Raw genomic sequence first — 22114 nt, 5'->3', positions numbered from 1 at the left:
ACACGCTTTATTGTCGCTTGGTAACGCTCAATTGCCGCTATGGCTGTTACTTTTGGCTTGATCCAAAAGTAACCAAAAGATCAAGTCAGGCCGATCGCTGCCACCACCCGAGGGCCAGACTCCCGGCCGCGCGCCCTGACTGGCCTTTGCGCTTCTTTTTTTGAATTTTATTCAGATACAAAATTATTGTTAGAACAGTGTGTCAGCAAAAAAGCTTCAGGTGAGGGAAGGTAAAACAATGGTGGCCTTGTGAGTTGGCACGGGCATCCGCAGGTTTTGCTGAAGCGGAGGCAATGTGGGTGCGATAGCGGGGCAAAAGAGGCGCGGCCCGAGGTTTTACCTGGACTGCAGGGCAAAAGCCAAGAGCGCAAAGAAGCCTCTTTGCTGACTTGATTTTGGTTACTTTCATCAACGAAAGTAACAAAGGCACAATGGCAATTGAGCGCTGCGACGCGTTCAATCAAGCATTATAGCAATTACGGTTTCCCCGCCGCTAAAGCTCTATCCGCCCATTTCACAGCCAGCTTTTCGCGGTATCGTGCATAACTGCCTTTAAAAGCCATTTTTAAAACGCTGTCTACCCCGCCTTTAATGGCCAGGTTATATACGCTTGCTGCTTTGCGGGCCATAGACGCATCCCAGGCGCGCAGGCTTAATGAGTAGCCACCTTCTACATATTTCATCCAGTGCCAGTAGCCGGTAGGCATGAACAGGGTATCGCCATGCTCTAAAAATAGTTCGATACCCTCAACGCCGTCAAGGGCCGGGAATTTTTTGATATCCGGGTTTGCCACATCATAATCCTCTAAAGCGTAGGTAGCATTAGGGATACAGTATAAACGGCGTTTCCACTTGTTCTCGAACAGGATGATATGCTTGCGTCCGCCAAAATGGGTATGAAAGATATGCGGCAGGTCGATATCATAATGCAAAAAAGTGACCGAGTTTGATCCGCCGAAAAACATGGCCGGCATGCTTTCTAAAAAGCCACCCATCAAGTCTTTAGGCAAAACAATATCGTTTAATAATTGCGGAGCCTGTTTAAATATATTAAAAAAGAAAATGCGCAACTCGGTTGGCTGCGACATGATCAGATCGATATAGCTATCAAAAGGCATTTTTGCAGCCGACGAATTAATAGGCTTTGACGGATCGGCCTTTGAGTTGTCATACAAAGGCACCTCTTTATTGCCAACAGTTTGCTTTAAAAATTCTGGAGTCCATTTTTCGCGTGCGGCCCAGTTGTCGGTGAGGTGCTTAATAACCAACGGCCGGCGTGGATCAAGGTAGTTTTTTTTAAAATCCTGTGGCGAAATGGTGTCAACAGTATCAATTGGGTGCAGAATAAAGCTCATATATTATTTCGGATCAGGAACATATTGCCCCGCAAACAAGTTGCGCAACTTACACCCAATACAACAAAATAACGAAATTAAATAACGCAGTATATTAAGCTACTGTTATTTTTTTTCGTGGGCCGGCAAATTTGCGCTAAATGTATTTAACCGAATACTACATTGCTGCTAACAGCGTTTATTGGAAACTTAAATCTTAAACCATGAAAAACCTTGCAATTGGGTTAATATGCTGTATAGCCCAAACAATTTGTTACGCGCAAACTGCCAATCAACCAAAAAAGATGTTTGCTGATACCGAGCCTTTAGTAAAACAATACCTTATTGATTGTAATAAAGCCTGGGATGCCAAAGATGAAAAGCGGGCCCAAACTTATTACGATTCCATCAACCGTTGTATCACCAACAGTTATTTGGGTAATCATCAGTTCAAGGATTTAAAAGGTAAAACTATCAGCCTTGGTAAAATGAAAAAGCCTGTTTTAATAACAGTATCTGCAAGTTGGTGTGCCCCGTGCCGTGCCGAGATTCCCGCTTTAAACAAAATAACGAAAGCTTATAAAGATAAAATTGATTTTATAGTATTGTTTTGGAACACCCGGGAGGAAACCGAAAAGCTTGCTGCTTTGTATGATAATGCAATTTATATTGTACCATCTATTACACAAGTACCAGACGATATTCATGAGATAAACATTGGTGGTTTTAAACATTTTAGAGGGTACCCTACAAATTATATGGTAACAACTAACAAGCAAATTGTTAAATATGATGAAGAAGGGGCTGCGGTTGCTGTTAATTATGTTGGGCCGGATGGGAAATCTATAACTGTAACTGAAGAGCAAGCATTTAATATGAATTACAAAAAATTAAAAGACGACGTAGATTTCCTGATAAGCCATAATGATCAATAGCTTTAACGGCAACGATTGCACATTTTAACCCTGATATATTTTATAAGCTATCCATCATTGGGTAATTTTAAATACTAATTAAGATGCCTTTATGACTCATATAAAAACTAAGTACAGGTGCAACTTGTCTTTTTCAAATCGTGTTATTTTATTGCTTTTGTTAACCGGATCTATTAATCATGCTAAAGCGCAGCAAACTACTGTCCCTGTAAAACAAACCGCTCCCGCGGTATTGCCGGGTAAGGGCCCTGCCGAATTTGATTTCTTTTACGCAGGCGAAGCCAAAGACCGTAAAATGTATATTGTGCGTAACGGCAAAATAACATGGTCATACATTGATACTACGGGCAGGGGAGAGATAAGCGACGCCGTGCTGATGAAAAATGGCAATATTCTTTTTGCTCACCAGTTTGGTGTTACACTGATAGACAAAAACAAGAACGTGCTCTGGAATTATGATGCCCCAAAAAATCATGAAACACATACCGCGCAACCAATCGGGAATGATCACGTAGTTTTTATCCAGAATGGCGACACTGCCAAACTATTTGTAATGAATATCAAAACAAACAAATTAGAACGCCAGTTTATATTGCCTACAAAAGGTACGGGAACTCACGGGCAGTTCCGTCATGCAAGGTTGACTAAAGATGGTAATATCCTGGTGGCACATATGGACCTGGGCAAGATCTGCGAATATGATATTAACGGCAAGCAACTTTTGTCTATCGATATGCCGGGCGTATGGTCTGTCGAGCCGTTAAAAAACGATAATATATTGGCCTGTGGACACGAGGGGCACAGAACATCATACGCCCGGGAAGTTAACCGCAAGGGCGAGATAGTGTGGGAGTACATGATGAGCGATATTCCCGACTATAGTTTCCCCGAGCCGCAGATAGCCACCCGCCTGGCCAATGGCAATACGTTAATTAACAATTGGTTTAATTCGTGGGAAGGCCCCGGCAAGATCGATCCGCAAAACCAACCGGTACAGGCTATTGAAGTTACGCCGGACAAAAAAGTAGTATGGGCATTGCGCTCGTGGACCGCCCCGCTAAACCTTGGCCCGTCAACAACCATACAGTTATTAAATGATGCTAACGCGATAACAGAGCATGTGCATTTTGGGGATATCAGGTAGTAGAATATCAACTTTCCTGCGTGATTGAAACAATATTTAAAATCTTTAAAACGCTATTCCTTTTTCGGTAAACATTTCTATTTTTGTACCAACAAAAAAATACGCATTATGAGCTCAATGGAAGAAGCAAATTCAGAACGTCATTACATATTATTGATCATTGCAGTAATTATAGGTTTGGTGGGTGTTTATTTACGCTTCGCGGATTTTAAACATGCTTCGGCTGTGGCTAACGTAATTATGGCTGTGGGTGTTGGTGTGGGCCTTAAAGCGGTGTTCACTATCATTAAGTAATCTGTACAACAGTATATAAAAAAAGCGTCCGGTAAATTACTTACCGGACGCTTTTTGTTTTAAGCCTACTGGTCATCCCTGGGCCGGTACTTTGAATCGTTCAGTATTTTTTGCGCGTCGCTGTTTTCCATTAGCTTTTGCAAGGTCACGTCAGGGCGCTTCTCCATATATTCTTTAACAATTTGCCATCCAGTCCAGATGCCTAACCTGGGTGCCGACTCATTATGCTCGCCAAGTTGCGGTGTAAACGGCGCTTCGTTGGTATAAGTCTGTATTTTCTGGTAATCAGTTTCGTACAACAGGCTTTGATCTAAAAGATAGGCCCATATAACTGATCTGTGTTCCTTGCACCATTTCTCCTGTTTGGTGGTGTAGCCAATTTTTATCGTGTCGGGCACATCGGGCAATATCTGGTCCATAAAATACAAGATCTTGCCGGCATAGATCATTTTTGACAGCAGTGTTTTATCCGCGTCAGGTTCCGGGAACATATCCTCGCGTGCCAACCCCTCGATAACACGTGGCGTAATATTGTCGGGCGTGAAGCGCCTTGATATATAGCGTGGGAATACCTCGGTCAATGCAGGGTAGAAGCGCGAGTCAGCCCCTAAAAAAAGATCAAGCCCGATGCCAAAATAACCATCGCCAATAGAGGTTTGCGCTTTAAAGCCCGAAAAGTAAGCATAAACCTTAGGCAGTTTTTTCTGCGGATAGTAATATTTTATTCTTCTAAAAGCATCGGTAAGCTCGGTTTCCTGTTTGGTTAGCTCGCCGGGATACAGGGCATCTACATCATGTTTAAGGTCAACATATGCCTGGCCTTTAAACACAGACCGCAGCACGCTAAAATAGCCGGTATCTTTAATACTACCCGCTTCCAGGATCTGGCTGGTATAGTCGCGGTAAAAGTCGCCATATTTTTTTTGCAGGAAAGCAGCTTGTTGCGCCATGGGTTTTGTACGCAAACCGTCAAAATCATGATCAAAGCGCTCTATCTTAACATCAATTGGTATATTGCTTACATCAATTTTTTTATTGCGGCCGCAGGCAGTTAGTAAGGCCCCGATAATAAAAATTAAATAAATTTGTTTGAACTTATATAAGGATGCTATCATTTTTATACTTTCAGCAAAATTAATTTATTATTTGCATTTAGGTGCAAACAGGTACTTGTAATATATTATGAACCAAATGGGCGACAGCCCATAACAGGTTCATCAACGATAATTTTTTATATTAATGAAAATAGCTTTAGCCCAGCTTAACTATCACGTTGGAAATTTTGAGTCGAATACCGCGCACATCATCCAGCACATAAAAAAAGCACGGCAAAATGGCGCCGACCTGGTTGTGTTTGCCGAGTTATGTGTTTGCGGGTACCCGGCGCGCGATTTTTTAGAGTTTAGCGAGTTTATTAACCAGTGCGATACAGCCGCAAAAGAAATAGCTGCCGAGTGTACCGACATTGCCTGCATCATCGGCATCCCTATCCCCAATAACAAAACCGAGGGTAAAGACTTAAATAACTCGGCTTATTTTATAGAGGACGGAAAAGTTAAGGCAATTGTAAACAAAGCGTTGCTGCCTAATTACGACATATTTGACGAGTACCGTTATTTTGAACCATCAACCGAGTTTAATTGCATTGACTTTAAGGGCAAGCGCATTGCGTTGACCATCTGCGAGGACCTGTGGAACACCATTGAGAATCCGCTGTACATTACCCGGCCAATGGACACGCTGATCAAGCAACAGCCGGACCTGATGATCAACATCGCGGCATCGCCGTTTGCTTATAACCATGACGAAGAGCGTATTGCTATTTTAAAAGATAATGCCGCACGCTATAACCTGCCTTTATTTTATGTAAACCACGTAGGCGCACAAACCGAATTGATATTTGATGGTGGGTCATTGGTATTTGATAATACCGGCAAACTGGTTGATGAGCTGCCTTACTTTGAGGAAAGCATAACCTATTATACTTTAAATGATAACGGCGGGATCTCATTTGATCATACACCGACCGTAAAAGCCGAACGTGAAAGCGATATCGCGCAGATCCATGACGCGTTGATCCTGGGTATCCGCGATTACTTTAAGAAATCCGGGTTTAGTCGTGCGATTCTGGGATTGTCGGGCGGGATAGACTCGGCTGTGGTTTGTGCTTTGGCTGCCGAGGCTTTGGGGCCTGAAAATGTGATGGCGGTGCTGCTGCCCTCAAAGTTCTCAAGCGACCACTCTATAAAAGACGCTGCCGACTTGGTAGATAACCTGGGTTGCATGAGTCAGACCATCGCTATAAAAGATATTACCGAATCGTTTGAAACGGCGCTGCAGCCGCAGTTTAAGGACCTGCCATTTAACATAGCCGAAGAGAATATCCAGTCGCGCAGCCGCGCCATATTGCTCATGGCCATGTGCAATAAGTTTGGTTTTATATTGCTCAACACATCAAATAAAAGCGAGGCCGCTGTGGGCTATGGTACTCTGTATGGCGATATGTGCGGAGGTATCTCTGTTATCGGTGACGTTTATAAAACACAGGTTTTTGAGCTGGCGCGGTACATTAACCGCGAACGCGAGATCATCCCTGAAAACTCGATTATCAAACCGCCATCGGCCGAGTTAAGGCCCGGGCAGAAAGATTCGGACTCATTGCCTGAATACGATATCCTCGACAAGATCCTGGCCGAATACATTGAGCACCGCTGCTCATCTGCCGAGATCATTAAAATGGGTTACGATGAGCAAACGGTTTACCGTGCAATAAAGCTGATCAACCTGGCTGAGCATAAGCGTTACCAGACGCCGCCCATCCTGCGCGTATCGCCAAAAGCTTTTGGTATGGGCAGGCGCATGCCGATTGTAGGGAAGTATTTGCAATAAAATAAATCTTTAGACATTCCCCCTTTAGGGGGGTAGGGGGCGAGGTTAAAAATCCATTGGCCCCAATCTGCGTATATTTTTCATGATCAGGTATTGCCGGTGCTGTAAATACTCGGTAGGGTTGGTAGCCGACCACTTGAGCGGGCTGGGAAATATGGATGCGATAGCCGCTGCCTGCTGGCGGTTCAGATCAAATGCTTCTTTATGGAAATATGCCTGCGCCGCCGCGTTAACACCGTATATGCCATCGCCCATTTCAATTACATTCAGGTACACTTCCATAATGCGGCGTTTGCTCCAGAAGATCTCTATAAGCAGGGTAAAATAGGCCTCAAAAGCTTTACGTACATAAGATCGCCCGGGCCATAAAAAAACGTTCTTGGCTGTTTGTTGTGATATGGTGCTACCGCCAATGAGTTTGTTACTGCGCGAGTTTTTTTGAATAGCTTTTTCTATGGCATGAAAATCAAAGCCGTGATTTTCTAAAAAGGTTTGGTCCTCGGCGGCTACGGCGGCGCGTTTCATGGGGTCGGCAATATCGTCAAAGTCGCGCCATTGCTTGTCTATCTTCCATTCTTTACCGTCGGCTTTGCGTTCAAAGCCACGGGTGATCATCAGCCAGGTTACGGGCGGGTTTACAAAACGGTAGAGTATTACCCAAAACACGGTAATGCCAATAAATAGTATCAGGAATAATTTTACGAAGCGCCAGATAAGTTTGCCAAGACCTTTCATGCAGCGAAAATATCTTAATTATTTCGGATTTCGAATGTTCAACTTCGGATTTTGTATCTGAACCGCACAGTAAAGTGTCCACGCTTTACTGAATGATAAAGCGAGCGTCTTCGCTCGCATAAATAATCGTGAGCGTGGACGCTCACTAAGGGTATACGTTAAAGCGTGGACGCTTTAACGGTCGGTGGGGCAGAGGAGTAAATAAAAAAGGTGTTGAGCATCGCTCAACACCTTTTTATATTTTATAATTCAAATTCCGAAATCGAAAATCCGATATTCGAAATAAAATTACTCTGCTACTACTGTAAAAGGTACTTGTACCTTAACTTCTTTATGCAGGTTGATAATTGCGGTGTAATCACCAACAAATTTCGGATCCTGGTCAAAAGTAATACGGCGACGGTCAACGTCAAAACCTTCTTTCTTCAAGGCATCAGCAACTTGTATAGTGTTGATAGCACCAAAGATCTTACCGGTTTCGCCGGCTTTAGCACCGATAGTAAGGGTTACACCTTCTAAACGTGCGGCAATAGCGTCAGCATCTTTGCGTATTTTTTCTTGTTTAAATGCAGCTTGTTTCAGGTTCTCAGCTAAAACTTTGCGTGCAGATTCAGTAGCTAATACGGCATAACCTTTCGGGAAAAGATAGTTACGGCCATATCCTGGTTTAACGGTTACTACATCGTCTTTATCACCCAGGTTTTTTATGTCTTGTTTTAAAATAACTTCCATTGTCTTTTACCTCCTGATTATTTTAATGAGTCTGTAACATAAGGTAATAAACCGATGTGGCGCGCACGTTTAACAGCTTGAGCCACTTTACGCTGAAATTTTAATGAAGTACCGGTTAAACGGCGTGGTAATACTTTACCCTGGTCATTAATAAACTTTAATAAAAAGTTAGCGTCTTTGTAATCGATGTACTTGATACCGTTCTTTTTAAAACGGCAGTATTTTTTACGGTTGTCCTCTACTTTAGGGGCAGTTACGTATTTAATTTGGTCGTTTGCCATTAGTTTGCTTCCTCCACTTTAGCTGCCGGTTTTTTGTTAAAAGCACCGCTGCGTTTTTTTTCATTGTAAGCTACGGCATGTTTATCCAAAGCTATGGTCAGGAAACGCAAAACACGCTCATCGCGCCTTAACTCGACTTCCAATTTGTTAATTAATTCACCTGGAGCCTTAAATTCAGTTAAGTGATAGTACCCTGTAGTTTTCTTTTGGATTGGGTACGCTAATTTTCTCAAACCCCAATTATCCTCCTGGACAATTTCGGCTCCGCCATCAGTAAGGGTTTTGCTGTATTTGGCTATTGCCTCTTTAGCAGTCTCTTCTGATAACAACGGGGTTAGAACGATCACGATTTCGTACTGTTGCATTGTTATTGCTTTAATTTTTAATTATTTACCCGACAATTCGGGGCTGCAAATGTAGGAAGAAATATTTATTTATCCAACTAAAGCATGTTTTTTATAACAGCTTATATACAGGTAGTTAATGAGGTTGGGCAATCAACCTTTGTTAATAAAAATAAAACACCAAATTAACATGTAATACAAAACATAAGCCTAAGTTCGGGTGTCTATTAATTAACAAAACATTACCGCCATGCAATTTACCGACTTTAACAACGACAGAACAGAAAGTTCGAATTTCATGTATGATACCATCTATTTCCAGGCCCCGGGCGAAAAGGATTTTTCAGAAAGTAACTGGACCGATGAAGATGAGGATGATGAAGATTTTGACGACGAAGAGTTTGAAGATGAGGCAGAAGATATAGATGACCTGAACGAGATCCGCGTAGGTGATGACACTAATGAGCCGGGCGAAGACGATTATGATCTGACCAACCCTGACCCGGACGACGACCATCTGCCGGAAGAGGAATTGCAATAGTATATTATATTGAATTAAAATAGGGGTGTCATGCTGAGCTTAGTCGAAGCATGAGGGCGGGCCTACGCTCACCCTTCGAGGGCCTCAGGGTGACAGCATTTTTCTTAATTTTCATTTTATCAACAATCCGTCCCGGCGCTTTCAGGTAAAGTAAAATCTTGCTAACTTAGTAGCTGTGGATAATTTTATTGTTTCGGCACGCAAATACCGCCCGGCTACTTTTGAAACTGTTGTTGGTCAGCAACATATCACCAACACGTTAAAAAACGCTATTAAAAATAATCAGCTGGCGCAGGCATTTTTATTCTGCGGCCCACGTGGTGTGGGCAAAACTACCTGCGCGCGTATCCTTGCCAAAACCATTAACTGCACCAATTTACAGCCCAGCGGCGAGGCCTGCGGCGTTTGCCCGTCGTGTGTATCGTTCCAAAATGGTAACTCATTTAATATTCATGAGCTTGACGCGGCATCAAATAACTCGGTCGACGATATCCGCAGCCTGATTGAGCAGGTGCGCATACCGCCACAGGGTGCCCGTTTTAAGGTTTATATTATTGATGAGGTGCACATGCTGTCGCAGGCTGCGTTTAACGCATTCCTGAAAACGCTTGAAGAGCCGCCCCATTATGCCATATTTATACTGGCCACTACCGAGAAGCATAAAATACTGCCCACCATACTTTCGCGCTGCCAGATATTTGATTTTAACCGCATCAGTGTTGATGATATGGCTAATCACCTGGCATCAATAGCGCAAAAAGAGACAATTAAATATGAGGTTGACGGCCTGCACATCATCGCCCAAAAGGCAGATGGCGGCTTGCGCGACGCTTTATCGATGTTTGATCAGATCGTAAGTTTTTCTGATGCCAATGTTACCTATCGCGCGGTAATTGATAACCTGAATATACTGGATTACGATTACTACTTTAACATAACAGACAGTTTATTGCAGGAAAATACGGCTAAAACCTTATTGTTTTTCGACGAGATCTTGAACAAAGGTTTTGACGGCGCGCATTTTATCTCGGGCCTGTCAGAACATTTCCGCAATTTACTGGTGACCAAAGATCCATCCACTTTAAAATTATTAGAAGTAAGCGAGGGTATTAAAGCCAAATACCTTCAGCAATCACAGGCGGCAAATGTGTCGTTTTTGTTATCGGCAATGAATATTGCCAACCAGTGCGATCTTAATTATAAGCTCAGCAAAAACCAACGCTTACAGGTCGAACTGGCTTTGCTTAAAATGTGCCACCTGCTCTCGGTGTTTAGCCTGGCTACCACGCCGCTAACTGCAATGCCCGATACTAACGAGCAGCTAAAAAAAAAACCTGATACCTCAACAGTAAGCACACCAAAACCGGTTGCTGTAAACAATGAGGTTGCCATGGTAAGCGATGCGCTGGCAACTTATGTTACATCGCCAAAAATTACAGAACCGGTTAAGGCACCGGCAGAAAGCGTAAAAGAAGAGCCGCCCGCTGCAGAAAAACCAAAGCCTGCATTTATACCTAATGCCGGTACTACTTCCATAAAAATCCCTTCTTTAAAAGATATAGGTAACGTAAAAGAGAGTATAGTTGAAGAGGAAGACCCTTACCTGAAAGGTGATGCCAAAGAGGATTTTACCTTTAACGATTTTTTAAGGGAGTGGAACGTCTATGCTGCTAAAATAAAGGGCGAAGGCAAAATGAACCTGCTGCCAGTTTTTATAACCGAAGCACCTACTATGCTGCGGCCGTATGTTTTTGAAATTGTTGTAGGCAATAAAGTGCAGGAAGATCTTTTTAAAGCAGAAAGGGCCGACTTTTTAAATTATATGCGCACCACGCTTAAAAACTTTGACCTTGAGGTAAACGCGCGCGTTGATAAACAGGTAGTGGCCAAACGCCCCTATACAGACCTTGAAAAATACCAGCACATGGCTGCTAAAAATCCCCAACTGGCCGAGCTGCGCAAGCGCTTTAACCTTGATTTTGATTGATTGCGGCAAACACTTACCTTTAGCCAAACTGCTTTATTAGTAAATTAGGTGAAGAAATGTTTTAAGCTATTATTGGCATTGGTTATACCAGGCATCATGTTTGCCGGCTCATGCAAGCTTGACTCGCCTGCACCCCCTCCGGCACCCAAGGCTGACGATGTAGAGATTACAGATCAAACTGTTTTAGGAATAGTGGTAAACGGGCCAAGGGTTGACAACGCTTATTTAACATCCCTATGGAAAGCTAAACAAACTACATTGCAGCTTTATGATACATCAAATACTATTATCTCCGGCACTTATGTAAATAACCTGTTTACTAACGTAACATTGAATGACAGGAATAAAAGCGTGAGTTATACCGGCCTGGTTAATTCTTTCGCACAACCAACAGGTACCTATAAATTGTCGGTTACTGATAATGTACTCTATATCGAATTATCTTCAAATCCGTTTTTTAACAGTACATTCAGCACTGTAAGGGTTACGCACTTAACACCCACAGAAATGACCTGGGTTGCGCTTGATACTACCTCGACCGTGTTGGATGGCAGGTATTACCATAAAGGCTACCAGGTAACTTTTACCAAATAAAAACGCCCTTATTAAAGGGCGTTTTTGTTTTTTGTTAGTTTTATCTCGGCCTGTCATTTTTAGGATACCCTTCTTCATCCAGGTCATCGCGGTCATCTTCGGGAGTATGGGCAAGCAAGGCATCAATCGGGTCTACATTAACAATTTCGCCGTCATCTACGTGCATGCCTAACTGGTCAACATCTGTTTCTAACGATTCGTTCGGGATATACTCGTCAACCACATCATAGGGGTTAGCCTCATCATAGGTTGAGTTCATGTCAGCACCGTTTTTTTGCGAGGTATTATACGGATCCGGGTGGTCGTAATCAGGATCGTCGCCTTTTACATCAAGCTCATAGCTGTTATCATCGGCGTTATACCTTAATTGATCTTGGTCAATGGTTTCGCCAAGTTCGTCTTTCAGGGTTCTGTCCCTGTCGTCGTTTTCGTTGTCAAATGGATCAGTGTTCATGGGTTAAATCTTTTATTAAAGATACATAGAAAAAACCCTGCCAAAATCAATTATGCCATCAAAATAATGATCAATACGGAATTTGTTTTCTATATGATGTTTTACTGCCTACTGCGAATTTTATGCCGATGGAATATTGCGAATAATGATCTTTTTGAGTACCAGCAGTAAAGCCATCTAAACTGTCGCCCAGCACAAAGTTATACTGGTAACCCAGGTCAATTTTAAAGGCAGGCTCATCATAGCTGTTGTATACCTTAAATTCATATCCTATGCGCGCCGGGATAACGATCTCGTTGCTGTTTAGCTCGCCGGGTGTATAAAACCCCGGGGTGAGGATAGATTCCCTGTTAATATTGGTGATATGGTTAACTACAAAACCAACGCCGGACGATATGTATAAATTTTTAAAAGCATTAGGGATGGGCTTATCTGCATAGTCAAGAATTTCACCCATTTGCAGCTGTGCCCTAAACATTACCGCATTAAAGTTATTTTTAAATTGCCTGCCGGTTGTGGTTGTTAATGAATCGCCGCCCTGCAAAACGCCGGTTTGCACTTCAATAATGTAGTTGATATATGGCCCGGCGTTAACGTTAAAATTAAAATGGGCAGATTTAGAACTTTTAATAGTTTGCGCATCGCCATAAACCTTGTTGATATCAAGGCCCAGCCCCAGATCATACTGGGCATAGTTATAACCTATCTGGGCTTTTGCCGTACCTGCAAGTAAACAAACAAACAATAATGAAAAAATAGCTTTTATAAAATATTTCATTTTTAGTGTGTGAATTTTAAAATGACATCGGTTTCTGTACTATACGCAGGTATAGAAATATGTGTGCCAAGGATAAGGCTGTCGGCAGTTACTTTATTGACAGTAAAAGTACCTACATCATTTGTAAGTGCAAGCGTTTTAGCCGAAGCATTGTAATTATATGTGCCTGTTGTTACAGATGCTGAGTCAGCTTCAGAATAAATGAAAGTTTTATCACTCTTAAACGTAAAATAGTCTTTAGGCGTAAAAGTAGTAGTAGTATCATCAATAGCTATACCCAGGGCGCTGCCCTTTGTAATTTGCGTTTTTACAAACCACATACCTACGATAGAGGCATTTGTATTTGGTGTAGATGTGTTGGTACCCGGGGCTGAACTTTTATTAAAGCCAGATTCATCAAGCTTACAGCCAATAATTACACTGGCAATTATTGCAATAAAGAGTAAAGGTTTTTTCATGCACCGGCATTGTTTAACGATATCGATAGTAATATCGCCTCGAATTTATTTAAAATTTATTACTTATTTTACAATTACATACAATTATTGATAAAGTCTATTTTATATCTTTGAAGCCATTAGATAAAAAAATAGAACACCTGCTATGTCAAAAATTAAAGTAAACAATCCGGTTGTTGAGCTGGATGGTGATGAAATGACCCGCATTATCTGGAAGTTTATAAAGGATAAACTGATTGTTCCGTACCTGGATGTGGATATTAAATACTACGATCTTGGTTTAGAATATCGTGATGAAACCAATGACCAGGTAACTATTGATGCTGCAAACGCTATTAAACAATATGGTGTAGGTATTAAATGTGCTACCATCACTCCTGACGAAGCGCGTGTGGAAGAATTTGGCCTGAAACAAATGTGGAAATCGCCAAACGGAACTATCCGTAACATACTGGATGGCACTGTTTTCCGCGAGCCTATTGTAATGAGCAATGTGCCGCGTTTGGTACCAAACTGGACAGCGCCTATCTGCATTGGCCGTCATGCTTTTGGCGACCAGTACCGCGCTACCGATTTTTTAACTAAAGGCAAAGGCAAGCTTACCGTAACCTTTACTCCTGAAGATGGTGGCGAAGTACAATCATACGAAGTATTTAACTTTAAAGGCGATGGTGTTGCTTTAACCATGTACAATACCGACGAATCAATAAAAGGCTTTGCACATGCTTGTTTTAACCAGGCATTGATGAAAGGCTGGCCTTTATACTTATCTACCAAAAACACCATCCTTAAAAAATACGATGGCCGCTTTAAAGATATTTTTGAAGAGATCTATCAAAATGATTACAAGCAAAAATTTGCTGACGCGGGCATTACTTATGAGCACCGTTTAATTGACGACATGGTGGCATCTGCCCTTAAATGGAACGGCAACTTTGTTTGGGCTTGTAAAAACTATGACGGCGACGTACAGTCTGACACGGTAGCACAAGGTTTTGGCTCATTAGGTTTAATGACCTCTACCTTAGTTACACCTGATGGCCAGACAATGGAAGCTGAAGCTGCACACGGTACGGTAACCCGCCACTATCGCGAGCACCAGGCCGGCCGCCCGACATCAACTAACCCTATTGCCTCTATTTTTGCATGGACCCGTGGTTTAGAGTTTCGCGGTATCCTTGACGGCAACCAGGAACTGATAGACTTCTGCAAAGCTTTAGAAGAAGTTTGTATTGAAACAGTTGAAAGCGGTAAAATGACCAAAGATCTGGCCATTACCATAAAACCAAAAGTTGAGCACGGTACTGATTACCTGTACACCGAAGAGTTTTTGGAAGCAATTGACGAGAACTTGAAAAAGAAGTTGGGTAAGTAGAGACGCAATACTTTGCGTCTTAACGTAATATTGAAAGTCCGTATAGTTTCTATGCGGACTTTTTTATTAATGCGATATTGGTTTTGATTATATTTGTATATGAGCGCAGAATTAATTGCCATAAAAGATTTACTTACCAGGTTAAAGCCCGATTTGGTAAAAAGGTATCCTATTGCTTCAATAGGATTATTTGGCTCAATTGTACGCGATGATTTTACTGCTGAAAGCGACGTAGATATTATTGTTGATTTTAATGATCGAATAGGCATTGAGTTTGTCACGCTTGCCGATGAACTTGAAGCGAAACTGAACTGCAAAGTTGATCTAGTTTCGAGAGGAGGGATTAAACAAAAATATTTAGACTTAATAGACCCTCAAATTATTTATGTCTGAGCGTTATCCAAAGCTTTTGATAGAGGATATCCTTGATAGTGCTGAAAAGATCATCAGCTACACTGAATCTTTGACTTTTGAAGAATTTACTGAAGATAGTAAAACTATCGATGCAGTGGCAAGAAATTTCGAAATCATTGGCGAAGCTACCAACCGCTTGCCGGACGAAATAAAAGATGCTAATCCATCAATCGATTGGCACAAAATCAGGGGCCTGCGTAATAGAATTGCTCATCATTATTTTGGTATAAATTATCAAATCATTTGGGACGTTATCCAAAACTATCTGCCGGATTTAATTAAACAAATAAAAACGCTTATTTAAGTATTCAACGCTTTTTATTTAGGTTCGATATTCGACGCAAAATCTAATAAATCAAATCAACTTTTCTCTTTTCGTGTTTTACTGATAACTTAGCATCAAATTCAAAACAATATGTCTGCAACATTATATCCGTTAAAATTCAAAACCATCTACAAAGACAAGATCTGGGGTGGCCAAAAAATAAAAACTTATTTGCATAAAGATTTTGGCGATCTGCCAAATTGCGGCGAAACCTGGGAAATTTCGGGTGTAAAGTCTGATGTTTCAATCGTTGAAGGCGGCGCTTTAAACGGCGAGTCGCTTGCAGACCTGTTGGTGCAGTACGGTGCCGACCTTGTAGGCGAGAAAGTGTACAAACACTTCGGCAATATCTTCCCGCTATTAGTGAAATTTATTGATGCCAACGAAGACCTTTCTATCCAGGTGCACCCTAATGACGAGCTGGCTAAAAAGCGCCATAATTCATTCGGTAAAACCGAGATGTGGTATATCATCGAGTCTGATCCGGGTTCGACCCTGATTGCCGGTTTTAACAAAGAACTGAATCAGGAAGAATACCTGGAGAAGTTTAACAGCGGCCATTTGATGGATGTGCTGAACCGAGAAACCGCTGACGAGGGTGACGTGTTCTTTTTACCTGCCGGCCGTGTGCATACCATTGGCGCAGGCTTATTGCTGGCCGAGATCCAGCAGACATCAGACATTACTTACCGGATCTATGATTTTGACCGTGTAGATGCCAGCGGACATAAACGCGAGTTGCATACCGAAGAAGCTTTGGCCGCGATAGATTATCATTACTATGGCGATTATAAAACAAAATACACGCCCGAAAAGGACGAAACCGTACAACTGGTTAGCTGCCCATACTTTACTACCAGTGTTTTAGATGCTACCGAAGGCACAAGCAAAGACTACAGCAATCTGGACTCGTTTGTGATCCATGTTTGCCTTGCCGGTGCCTACACCATCAACTACAATGGCGAAACTTATCCTGTAAAAATGGGAGAGTGTATCCTGTTACCAAAAACAATTGACAAGATTGAACTGGAAACTGAAGGTGGTTTTAAAATTTTGGAAAGCTTCATAGCATAGTTAAAACAGACTTACGAAGTTTTTAAAACTTCGTAAGTCTTATGCTGAAAAAAAATACAAATCAGGGTGTCACCCTGAGGTTCTCGAAGGGTGAGCGTAAGGCCCGGCCCGCATGCTTCGAGAGCCTCAGCATGACACCCTTGTTTTTTAATAAGTGTTTACTTATACTTCCAATTTCTTGATTTGCCTTCTGCCATCCACTCCAAAGCTGTTTCAATGCGTTTTTGGCGGGTGGGTTCGGTTTTGGCTTCGGTTATCCACTCCAGGTATTCGCGTTTACATGAGGGGCTAAAATCCTGGTAGGTTGCCAGTGCTTTCTGATTTGTTGCCAATGCTTCGGCAAAATAATCGGGCATGGGTATTTCGGCTTTCGGGGCTTTTGCAGCCGTTGTTTTTGCGGGTGGCTGATAATTGCTGTCCTTTAAAGCGATGGCCTGCAAAATAAAATCCTTTAAAATGTCATCGCTGGGCAGGTCAGATAATTTTGTAATGCGGCCAAAATTACCTGCTGATTCTTTGTCCTCACCCCGAAGTATGGCACCATGAGGGTCTACCAGTGCTGAACTGTTCCAGAAACCAAAAACACAATGCTCTTTAAAGCCGGCCATGTTGGCAAATATCCCCTTATATTCAAAAAATGGGTGGCCCCACTTTATGGTCTCGGTGATCTGCGGAGATACGGAATGCATTAACGCCCTTAAATGATTTAATATGGGTTGCGCAAAGGCCGGTTTTTTGCCAATGTAAGCGTCTATACGATGATCATATTGTTCCATAACACCAAGTTAATAATTTATAGGTTAATTCATCAATGGTGCAGGTACAAGTTTTTAACTGGCTAAGCGCTCGCAGATCTCGATAATAGACCTGCTTATCGGCTTAAATTCAATAGCTATTGCCGACCTGATCTTACTGTTATCAAAATCCTTCACCTGCGATGCCGATTGTGCGGCAACTTTGTCTATGGCTGGTGATTTACGGATCAGGTAGGCATAAGCGGCAGCAGCGCGCCAGGCCAGTTCCATCATCCAGGGTTTGGCCAGTTTAGCGGGTGGTGAAATGTTAAAGCCTTTGGCTATTTCGGCAGTAAGCTCTTTATAATTACGGTTTTCGGCGCTGATAATGTAGCGTTGCCCGGTAATATCGCTTTCCATCAGAGCAATCATACATTTGGCAACATCTTCCACATCTACAAATCCCGCTGTGCCTTCAGTATAAAATTTAAGCCCTTTGCGTACGGTTTCAAAAAGTTGCCCGCTACCCTCTGTACCGGCATTTGCGCCGATAATTAAAGAAGGGTTAACTATCACCGCGTCCAGTCCTTCGGCTATACCGCGCCATACTTCCATTTCGCTTTCAAGCTTTGATATGGCGTAACCATCATTCTCGGCAGCTATATCTAAATGATGATTTTCGGTTATCAGTTCGCCCGGCTTTGCCTGGCCTATGGCTGCTATCGAACTTACATGCACCAGTTTAATGTCACGGTCAAGACACAGGTTAACTAAATTGGCCGTGCTGTTAACATTGGTGTGTATCATGGGGGCCTTTTCGGCTTGCCTTAATGATACCCACGCGGCGCAATGATACACTTGTGTTACGCCATCCAGCGCGTTTTCAAGCGCAAAAACATCCAGCATATCGGCCACAACCCATTGTATCTGGGTGTAAGGCAACAGCAACATGGGGATAATGGAGGTTTCGCGTTTTGTGCAACGGATGGTTTCGCCTTTATCGGCCAATTGTTTAGCCAGTTCTGCTCCTAAAAAACCTGTCGCGCCAGTTATAAGTATCATGTAATTTGCAAATGTGCAGATGTGCAAATGTGCGGATAGATGCGCAGATATGCAAGTGCTGTTTAATGTGCATATTCGAACATCTATTTGCACATCCGCACATCTATCTGCATATTTGCGTAACTGCTTATTTGCACATCGAAACATGTCTTTATCTGATTTCTTTACACCCATTAACCTGGATACTATTGCACCTAAAAACGGTTATTACACCAGCCAGTTAGGCAGCAAGGTTGATCTGTATGTTAGTGACTTTCCCGACCTGGAACGGCCGGCGGATATTGCTATTATTGGTGTACAGGAAGACAGGCACGCTATAAATAACCCGGGTTGCGCGTTGGCACCCGATTATATCCGCGAAAAACTGTACCAGCTAAATGAAGGCGCTTATAGCACGCAGATAGTCGATTTAGGAAACATCCGCCAGGGCGATACGGTAACCGATACCTATTTCGCACTTAAAACCGTTGTTGCCGAACTGATAAGGATGGATATCATTCCGCTGATAATAGGCGGGGGACAGGACCTTACCTACGCGCAATACATGGGTTATGAAACACTGGAGCAAAAGGTCGACCTGGTAGTGATCGATTCGCACTTTGACCTGGAGGATGATGAACTGCATGATGGTATTGAAACCACCTCGCAATCATACCTTAGCAAGATATTCCTGCATGAGCCTAATTACCTGTTTAATTTCAGCAACCTGGGTTATCAAACTTATTTTGCCAGCCAGGACAGTTTACGGGTGATGGATAAATTGTATTTCGATGCACACCGTTTGGGTACGCTAAGTAATAATATAGCCGTTACCGAACCCACCATCCGCAACGCTAATATGCTGAGCTTTGATATCGGTGCTATCCGTTCGTCAGACGCGGCGGCTAATGCCAACGCTAAGCCAAACGGTTTTTATGGTGAAGAGGCTTGCCAGATCTGCCGCTACGCGGGATTTAATGACAAGCTAACCTCGATAGGTTTTTACGAATTTAACCCGGCTTATGATAGTAATGGCCAAACGGCTATGCTGCTATCACAAATGATCTGGTATTTTATTGATGGGGTATATAATCGCAAGAAAGATTTCCCGCTTAGTCCAAAATCTCAATACCTGATCTATAAAACCAGTTTAAGGCATGATGACCATGAGCTGGTGTTTGTAAAGAGCAAAAAATCAGACCGCTGGTGGATGCAGGTGCCATATCCAACAGGTGGTTCAAAAAACGAACGTTTCCACCTGGTTCCCTGCCGTCATGAGGATTATAAAACAGCAGTAGCCGGCGAAATGCCTGATCTTTGGTGGCGCACTTATCAAAAATTAACCTAAGAATACAATCCATACCCTGATTATACGTTAATCAAGCTTATAGTATCAATACAGTTCATGAAGAAATTATTGTTTTTTATCATAGCCCTATTACCTTCCGCGCTCTTCGCGCAGGAAGCAACCTCTAATTTTACAGTTACCGGCAAGGTTGGCAATGTAGGGTCGCCGGCGAGGGCTTATTTATTTTACTCGATAGGTGCAAACCAGGTTGTCGACTCATCGTTAGTTGCTAACGGAAGCTTTACCATCAGCGGTTTTGTGCCGGCCCCGTCAAATTCTTTATTGGTGATAGATCATTTGGGAGTAGGATACAAGAATTTAGGCAATACCCCCGATATGCTTAATTTTTTCCTGGATAAAGGCACGACAACGGTTACAGCAAACCAGGATTCTGTAAGCAAAGGCGTAATAACCGGTTCTGCAGTTAATGATGATGATAAATACCTGACCAACCTGTTAAAGCCAATTAACGACGAGGCCAAAAAGGTCAACGACGAGAAAAATGCCGCACCGCAAAGCCAACAAAACTCGCAGGATTTTCAGCGTCAAATAGCCGGCAGGATGAAAACCCTGCAGGATAAGCAGGAGGTAATTTTAAAAGGCTTTGTTACCGCGCACCCGGCAAGTTATATCAGCTTAATGGTGATCAACTTACTGGGCAGACAGGGCGCTGCGCCTGCGGAAGTAGAAAGCCTGTATAATAGCCTTGATCCGTCATTAAAAGATTTGGAAATAGCCAAAATGATCAAAAAATCAATTGATGATCAAAAAGTCACCGATATAGGAAGCATGGCGCCTGATTTCTCACAGCCGGATGTAAACGGTAACCAGGTTAAATTATCTTCGTTCAGGGGTAAATATGTTTTGGTGGATTTTTGGGCGTCATGGTGTGGCCCTTGCCGTGCAGAAAATCCTAATGTTGTAAAAGCTTATAATAAATATAAAGGAAAAAACTTTACCGTACTTGGTGTATCGTTAGATAAGCCCGGTGCTACAGCCGATTGGCAGGGCGCGATTAAAAGCGACGGCCTAACCTGGACACAGGTATCTGACCTTAAATTCTGGAAAAACGAAGCGGCTGTATTGTATCTTGTTCAGTCAATACCGGCCAATTTCCTGATTGATCCTAATGGAAAGATCGTAGCTAAAAACCTGCGCGGTACAGACCTGGAAGATAAACTGGCGGAGTTATTGGGGAAGATATAGTCTTAAGCCGATAGTCCTTAGTCTTAAGTCGAAAGTAAAATCTGACTTAAGACTAAGGACTTTGGACTAAGAATTTCTAAACAGTAACCAAATCCCTGAAAAGCTGGATATGCCAGCTATCTTTAAAAGGTACTTCCCATTTGGTTTGTAATTCAGACAGGTTTTGTACCAGGTTATTGTATACGATGGTATTGGTGTTGATGCTGCCTTGCTTTAGCAATTCTTCAAAGCCATGTCGGGGCAGGGATAATACTTCGTCGGCATCGCGGTAAGCCAGGTTAAAACGGTCAAACAGGCTGATGCCAAATTCCTGTTCCAGGCGTTTCATAAAATTAACCGATTTGTCGATAGAGCAACCGCTGGCGCCGGCCTGTGTTTCGTCAACTATCAGTATTAAAAAACGGTTGTAGCGGATTTCGGCTTTGGCTTTAAGCTGGTTGTTGTGCGCGGTCCACTCGGCAGTAAAGCCGTTTAAACGTTGTTGTATTTGTTGCACCACATCGTCAGTCAGTTTTTTGTCAGACTGGTAGATCCATACCCTTGAATTTTCAGAAAATTGCATGTACAAAGTTATCAAATTATTAACTTAGGCCTGTAGTTTTGTTGTCATGCTAAAATCAGTTCTGTTAAAGAATAAAAAATCAGCGTTCATTGTTTCATTTATTACAGCTGCCGCGATCAGCTTATGCTTTGTTGCCGGCATGACAGACCAGGACTGGCTAAGCTGGGGTAATAAATGCCTGTCAGAGTCCTTTGATCCATCCATAGATCCCAAGCTAAAAAAATGGGAGGTTTTGCTAACCGACGATTCTTTTATCCGCCTGCGTAAAACCTATCAAAATAACAAACAAGAGTACTTTTCTTTTCAACTGCAAAAACTGGACAGCATATCTTATACAGGCGATGCCACTACAGGCATGCTAAAGTTAAAAGCAAAAGCCGACGACATTATTGTGCAAACGTATAACGACAGGCAAGGCAACATAGATTCGATGGCCAATGTGCTTAATATCCCGCTAAAGAATATGGAACCAAAACGACTGGACAGCCTGGAAGAAGCGCTGAATTATTTTAAGATGAAGAACTTGTAAGGTACT

Annotated in this window: 26 protein-coding genes; 14 read left to right on the top strand and 12 right to left on the bottom strand. The window is 42.5% G+C overall.

The features are described from left to right. Window positions 1-476: 476 nt before the first annotated feature. Window positions 477-1355, bottom strand: a complete 879-nt coding sequence (locus tag FO440_RS00815) for a cupin-like domain-containing protein (RefSeq protein WP_144246335.1) — start codon at window positions 1353-1355, stop codon at window positions 477-479. 203 nt (window positions 1356-1558) lie between these two features. On the opposite strand from FO440_RS00815, the gene FO440_RS00810 reads away from it, so the two are divergent. From FO440_RS00810 to FO440_RS00800, 3 genes are all read left to right on the top strand, one after another. Then, complete coding sequence (locus FO440_RS00810) at window positions 1559-2269, top strand: TlpA family protein disulfide reductase (RefSeq protein ID WP_144246334.1); 711 nt, start codon at window positions 1559-1561, stop codon at window positions 2267-2269. Between the two features lie 124 nt (window positions 2270-2393). Further along, window positions 2394-3413 (top strand): beta-propeller domain-containing protein, encoded by a 1020-nt coding sequence (locus tag FO440_RS00805; protein ID WP_186292537.1) that lies wholly within the window; start codon window positions 2394-2396, stop codon window positions 3411-3413. A gap of 108 nt (window positions 3414-3521) precedes the next feature. Next, entirely contained in the window at window positions 3522-3707 is a 186-nt protein-coding gene (locus tag FO440_RS00800; RefSeq protein WP_144246332.1) for a hypothetical protein, read from the top strand. 65 nt (window positions 3708-3772) lie between these two features. On the opposite strand, the gene gldB is transcribed toward FO440_RS00800, so the two are convergent. Continuing rightward, entirely contained in the window at window positions 3773-4822 is a 1050-nt protein-coding gene (gldB, locus tag FO440_RS00795; RefSeq protein ID WP_144246331.1) for a gliding motility lipoprotein GldB, read from the bottom strand. A gap of 124 nt (window positions 4823-4946) precedes the next feature. On the opposite strand from gldB, the gene FO440_RS00790 reads away from it, so the two are divergent. Beyond that, window positions 4947-6596 carry an NAD+ synthase gene (locus tag FO440_RS00790; RefSeq protein WP_144246330.1) on the top strand — a complete coding sequence of 550 codons (1650 nt, stop codon included), beginning with the start codon at window positions 4947-4949 and terminating at the stop codon, window positions 6594-6596. Between the two features lie 45 nt (window positions 6597-6641). Here FO440_RS00790 and mtgA read toward each other — a convergent pair whose 3' ends face one another. The 4 genes from mtgA to rpsF form a co-directional block, all read right to left on the bottom strand. Then, on the bottom strand, window positions 6642-7331 hold the full coding sequence (mtgA, locus tag FO440_RS00785) for a monofunctional biosynthetic peptidoglycan transglycosylase (RefSeq protein ID WP_144246329.1): 690 nt from the start codon (window positions 7329-7331) through the stop codon (window positions 6642-6644). A 288-nt stretch (window positions 7332-7619) separates the two neighbouring features. Further along, window positions 7620-8063 (bottom strand): 50S ribosomal protein L9, encoded by a 444-nt coding sequence (gene rplI, locus FO440_RS00780; protein WP_144246328.1) that lies wholly within the window; start codon window positions 8061-8063, stop codon window positions 7620-7622. A gap of 17 nt (window positions 8064-8080) precedes the next feature. Continuing rightward, window positions 8081-8344 carry a 30S ribosomal protein S18 gene (gene rpsR / locus FO440_RS00775; protein ID WP_067054791.1) on the bottom strand — a complete coding sequence of 88 codons (264 nt, stop codon included), beginning with the start codon at window positions 8342-8344 and terminating at the stop codon, window positions 8081-8083. After that, the gene (gene rpsF / locus FO440_RS00770) at window positions 8344-8709 is read right to left on the bottom strand and encodes a 30S ribosomal protein S6 (RefSeq protein WP_144246327.1); all 366 of its coding nucleotides are present in this window, start codon (window positions 8707-8709) and stop codon (window positions 8344-8346) included. The genes rpsR and rpsF overlap by 1 nt, the downstream gene beginning before the upstream one ends. A 229-nt stretch (window positions 8710-8938) precedes the next feature. Here rpsF and FO440_RS24270 point away from each other — a divergent pair, with 229 nt between their 5' ends. From FO440_RS24270 to FO440_RS00760, 3 genes are all read left to right on the top strand, one after another. Further along, window positions 8939-9229 (top strand): hypothetical protein, encoded by a 291-nt coding sequence (locus FO440_RS24270; protein WP_186292536.1) that lies wholly within the window; start codon window positions 8939-8941, stop codon window positions 9227-9229. A gap of 175 nt (window positions 9230-9404) precedes the next feature. Next, the gene (locus FO440_RS00765) at window positions 9405-11216 is read left to right on the top strand and encodes a DNA polymerase III subunit gamma/tau (RefSeq protein WP_144246326.1); all 1812 of its coding nucleotides are present in this window, start codon (window positions 9405-9407) and stop codon (window positions 11214-11216) included. 48 nt (window positions 11217-11264) lie between these two features. Continuing rightward, a complete protein-coding gene (locus tag FO440_RS00760; protein WP_144246325.1) occupies window positions 11265-11810 on the top strand; it encodes a hypothetical protein in 546 nt (181 codons plus the stop codon). 40 nt (window positions 11811-11850) lie between these two features. Here FO440_RS00760 and FO440_RS00755 read toward each other — a convergent pair whose 3' ends face one another. The 3 genes from FO440_RS00755 to FO440_RS00745 form a co-directional block, all read right to left on the bottom strand. Continuing rightward, window positions 11851-12264 (bottom strand): hypothetical protein, encoded by a 414-nt coding sequence (locus FO440_RS00755; protein ID WP_144246324.1) that lies wholly within the window; start codon window positions 12262-12264, stop codon window positions 11851-11853. A 70-nt stretch (window positions 12265-12334) separates the two neighbouring features. Then, window positions 12335-13042, bottom strand: a complete 708-nt coding sequence (locus tag FO440_RS00750; protein ID WP_144246323.1) for a porin family protein — start codon at window positions 13040-13042, stop codon at window positions 12335-12337. Between the two features lie 2 nt (window positions 13043-13044). Further along, complete coding sequence (locus tag FO440_RS00745) at window positions 13045-13500, bottom strand: lipocalin family protein (protein WP_144246322.1); 456 nt, start codon at window positions 13498-13500, stop codon at window positions 13045-13047. 145 nt (window positions 13501-13645) lie between these two features. Between FO440_RS00745 and FO440_RS00740 the strand changes: the two genes are divergently transcribed. The 4 genes from FO440_RS00740 to FO440_RS00725 all read left to right on the top strand — a co-directional run bounded on the left by FO440_RS00740 (window position 13646) and on the right by FO440_RS00725 (window position 16688). Next, window positions 13646-14875, top strand: a complete 1230-nt coding sequence (locus FO440_RS00740) for an NADP-dependent isocitrate dehydrogenase (protein ID WP_144246321.1) — start codon at window positions 13646-13648, stop codon at window positions 14873-14875. A 99-nt stretch (window positions 14876-14974) separates the two neighbouring features. Beyond that, window positions 14975-15268, top strand: a complete 294-nt coding sequence (locus FO440_RS00735; RefSeq protein ID WP_144246320.1) for a nucleotidyltransferase family protein — start codon at window positions 14975-14977, stop codon at window positions 15266-15268. Further along, window positions 15261-15593, top strand: a complete 333-nt coding sequence (locus tag FO440_RS00730; RefSeq protein WP_144246319.1) for a HepT-like ribonuclease domain-containing protein — start codon at window positions 15261-15263, stop codon at window positions 15591-15593. The genes FO440_RS00735 and FO440_RS00730 overlap by 8 nt, the downstream gene beginning before the upstream one ends. Window positions 15594-15704: 111 nt before the next feature. Continuing rightward, complete coding sequence (locus FO440_RS00725; RefSeq protein WP_144246318.1) at window positions 15705-16688, top strand: type I phosphomannose isomerase catalytic subunit; 984 nt, start codon at window positions 15705-15707, stop codon at window positions 16686-16688. 158 nt (window positions 16689-16846) lie between these two features. Here the strand turns inward: FO440_RS00725 and FO440_RS00720 are convergent, their stop codons facing one another. Beyond that, window positions 16847-17464, bottom strand: coding sequence for a YdeI/OmpD-associated family protein (locus FO440_RS00720; RefSeq protein ID WP_144246317.1), 618 nt, complete (start codon window positions 17462-17464; stop codon window positions 16847-16849). 54 nt (window positions 17465-17518) lie between these two features. Beyond that, window positions 17519-18484, bottom strand: coding sequence for an NAD-dependent epimerase/dehydratase family protein (locus tag FO440_RS00715; RefSeq protein WP_144246316.1), 966 nt, complete (start codon window positions 18482-18484; stop codon window positions 17519-17521). Between the two features lie 145 nt (window positions 18485-18629). Between FO440_RS00715 and FO440_RS00710 the strand changes: the two genes are divergently transcribed. Continuing rightward, on the top strand, window positions 18630-19811 hold the full coding sequence (locus FO440_RS00710; protein WP_144246315.1) for a formimidoylglutamase: 1182 nt from the start codon (window positions 18630-18632) through the stop codon (window positions 19809-19811). A gap of 57 nt (window positions 19812-19868) precedes the next feature. Next, window positions 19869-21017 carry a TlpA disulfide reductase family protein gene (locus tag FO440_RS00705; protein WP_144246314.1) on the top strand — a complete coding sequence of 383 codons (1149 nt, stop codon included), beginning with the start codon at window positions 19869-19871 and terminating at the stop codon, window positions 21015-21017. Between the two features lie 76 nt (window positions 21018-21093). Here the strand turns inward: FO440_RS00705 and FO440_RS00700 are convergent, their stop codons facing one another. Beyond that, complete coding sequence (locus FO440_RS00700; RefSeq protein WP_144246313.1) at window positions 21094-21579, bottom strand: ABC transporter ATPase; 486 nt, start codon at window positions 21577-21579, stop codon at window positions 21094-21096. A 46-nt stretch (window positions 21580-21625) separates the two neighbouring features. Between FO440_RS00700 and FO440_RS00695 the strand changes: the two genes are divergently transcribed. Next, window positions 21626-22108, top strand: a complete 483-nt coding sequence (locus FO440_RS00695; protein WP_144246312.1) for a hypothetical protein — start codon at window positions 21626-21628, stop codon at window positions 22106-22108. Window positions 22109-22114: the final 6 nt, after the last annotated feature.

Origin of the sequence: Mucilaginibacter corticis (assembly GCF_007558865.1) — a bacterium.
Lineage (GTDB): Bacteria > Bacteroidota > Bacteroidia > Sphingobacteriales > Sphingobacteriaceae > Mucilaginibacter > Mucilaginibacter corticis.
Note: the sequence above shows the minus strand (reverse complement) of the source record. Positions and strands in the feature narration are given on the sequence as shown.